Annotated in this window: 3 protein-coding genes; all 3 read left to right on the top strand. The window is 61.5% G+C overall.

Annotated elements, in window-relative coordinates:
* Window positions 1–47: 47 nt before the first annotated feature.
* Window positions 48–476: a transposase gene (locus RBB46_RS23250; RefSeq protein ID WP_306031454.1), complete on the top strand. Its 429-nt coding sequence runs from the start codon at window positions 48–50 to the stop codon at window positions 474–476.
* On the top strand, window positions 473–820 hold the full coding sequence (tnpB, locus tag RBB46_RS23245; RefSeq protein ID WP_186400794.1) for an IS66 family insertion sequence element accessory protein TnpB: 348 nt from the start codon (window positions 473–475) through the stop codon (window positions 818–820). The genes RBB46_RS23250 and tnpB overlap by 4 nt, the downstream gene beginning before the upstream one ends.
* A gap of 79 nt (window positions 821–899) precedes the next feature.
* Window positions 900–2,522 (top strand): IS66 family transposase, encoded by a 1,623-nt coding sequence (locus RBB46_RS23240; protein ID WP_306031453.1) that lies wholly within the window; start codon window positions 900–902, stop codon window positions 2,520–2,522.
* Window positions 2,523–2,535 lie beyond the last annotated feature (13 nt).

Raw genomic sequence — 2,535 nt, 5'->3', positions numbered from 1 at the left:
GTAACCGGCCGGGTTGGGCCGCCTTTCGGGGCGCGTGCTGACGTGTAATGACCGTCGTTATTGGCGTCGTTTTTGACGTCAGCAACGTGAGTGGCGGGAACAGCATGCGCTACGAGGTGATCACAGGGGTTGAGCGCCGACGCCGCTGGCCGGACGAGGAGAAGCTTACGATCCTCGGCGAGGTGGGCGTTGATGGTGAGACCGTCGCCAGTGTCGCGCGCCGCCACGATATCACCCGCCAGCATATCTATCAGTGGCGAACCGAGATGCGCCGCAAGGGACTGATCAGTGATCGGAAGGGTCTTCTGGTGCCGGTCGAGGTTGCCGAAGATGCAGTTTCCGGCACAAGCGATGCTCATTCCGGTTCGGTCGACCTCATCGAAGTGGTTCTCACCAACGGACGCAGTATTCGGGCGTCGACGAGGCTGAGTGATACGCAGTGGATCCGACTGATGCGGATTGCCGAGGCGACATGATTGGGCCGGGTACGGGCGTGCGAGTCTATCTGGCCTGCGGGGTGACCGACATGAGGAAGGGTATCGCCGGCCTTGCTGCGATCGTGCAGGACCAACTGCGGCAAAAACCTGCCAGTGGATCCGTCTTTGCCTTTCGCGGTCGCCGCGGCGACAGGGTCAAGATCCTCTATTTTGACGGCCAGGGGTACTGCCTCTATTACAAGATCCTCGAGAAGGGGCGCTTTCCTTGGCCATCCGCCGCCGATGGCACGGCGCGTCTGACCTCGGCGCAACTGGCCATGTTGTGGGAGGGGATCGATTGGCGCCGACCCAACTGGGGCACGCCGCCCGAGCGGTTTTCCTGATCGTTGCGGCGGATTATCTCACTGTTTTTGCATGATGATTCTGGTGCTAACTGCCGGATTCTGATAGGGTTCGTTCATCATGACGGGCCCTGCCGAACACCTGCCTGACGATCTCGATGCGTTGCGCGCGATCATCGCTGCACAGGCCAGTCAGATCCAGGAGCTCTCCCGATCCAACCGCGCCTATGAGGCGCTGGTCGATGCTCTTCGGGTCCAGATCGTGCGGCTCAAGAAGCAGAAGTTCGGCACCTCCTCGGAGAAAGTGGCTCGCAATATCGAACAGCTTGAGCTGGCCCTCGAAGGACTGGAGGTTGCCAGAGCCGCGGTCGACCAGTCTGCTGATAAGGACGAGGCCGTTGCAGCGCCACAGAACACCTCTCGTCCCCGCCGGCGTGGCAAGCCGGTTCTGAACGAGCACGTTCTCACTGAACGCCGCACCCTTGATCCCGGCTCAGAGTGCCCAGACTGCGGCGGCGAGCTGCGCCTGGTTGGTGAAGACGTCTCGGAGATCCTCGATCTGGTTGCCGCGCAACTCAAGAAGATCGAGATCGCCCGGCCCAAAAAATCGTGCCGCAAATGCGAAGCCATGGTGCAGACACCGGCGCCGACCCGCCCGGTGGCCCGCGGCATGGCAGGTCCGGGGCTGCTCGCCCACATCCTGGTCAGCAAATACGACGACCATCTTCCCCTTTATCGTCAAGGTGAGATCTTCACCCGTATGGGCGCCGATATTCCGCGCTCGACACTGATCGACTGGTGCGGTCAGGCGGTTGGCGTGCTCAAGCCTCTGGTCTCGCGTATTCGCGACCATGTCTTTGCAGCGGACCGGCTGCATGCCGACGACACGCCCGTGCGGGTTCTCGATCCCAAGGTGGCGATTGCTTCGGGCGGCGCCAAACGCGCGGTCAAAGAGGGACGCATCTGGGTCTATGTCCGTGATGACACCCCGTTCGCCGGCGACGACCCGCCGGCAGCCACCTATCTGTTCTCACCCAATCGTAAGGGCGAGCACCCGCAAAGTCATCTGGCCGCGTTCTCCGGGATCCTGCAAGCCGATGCCTATACAGGCTTCGGGCAGCTCTACGAACCAGATCCCATGACTGGTGAGCAGCGTATCCGCGAGGCGTCGTGCTGGGCACACTTGCGGCGCGACTTCCATGACGAGTGGACATCGAGCAAATCCCCCATTGCGCTCGAAGCCATCAACCGCATCGGCGTGCTCTACGACATCGAACGGCGCATCACCGGATGTTCAGCCCAGGAGCGCCTCGCTGTCAGACAGGCTGAGAGTAAGCCGGTCGTCGAGGCCTTCAGGCGCTTCGCCGAGGATCAGCTCGAGCGTATCTCGGGCAAGAGCGATGTAGCTAAGGCCTTCCGCTATGGTCTCAAGCGCTGGACATCCTTCAGCCTATTCCTTGAAGACGGGCGCGTGGCGATCGACAACAATCCCGCCGAGCGCGCCATTAGGCCCATCGCGCTCGGAAGAAAAAACTTCCTGTTCGCCGGCTCCGATGCGGGTGGGGAAACGCTTGCCGATGCGATGACCATCATCGAGACCGCCAAACTCCACAACCTCAACCCCCAAGCCTACCTCGCCGATATTCTGGCCCGCATCAACGATCACAAGATCAATGCACTCGATGAACTGCTGCCCTGGCATTGGCGGCCAGCCGAAACTGCATCAATCGTCGCTGCGGCATAAACCGGCCGCTTAC

This window comes from Stappia sp. MMSF_3263, assembly GCF_030733745.1.
Lineage (GTDB): Bacteria > Pseudomonadota > Alphaproteobacteria > Rhizobiales > Stappiaceae > Stappia.
Note: the sequence above shows the minus strand (reverse complement) of the source record. Positions and strands in the feature narration are given on the sequence as shown.

What these genes read in the sequence shown, in the direction of transcription:
- RBB46_RS23250 (WP_306031454.1), top strand. Translation starts at nt 48, where the DNA reads ATGACCGTCGTTATTGGCGTCGTTTTTGACGTCAGCAACGTGAGTGGC.
- tnpB (WP_186400794.1), top strand. Translation starts at nt 473, where the DNA reads ATGATTGGGCCGGGTACGGGCGTGCGAGTCTATCTGGCCTGCGGGGTG.
- RBB46_RS23240 (WP_306031453.1), top strand. Translation starts at nt 900, where the DNA reads ATGACGGGCCCTGCCGAACACCTGCCTGACGATCTCGATGCGTTGCGC.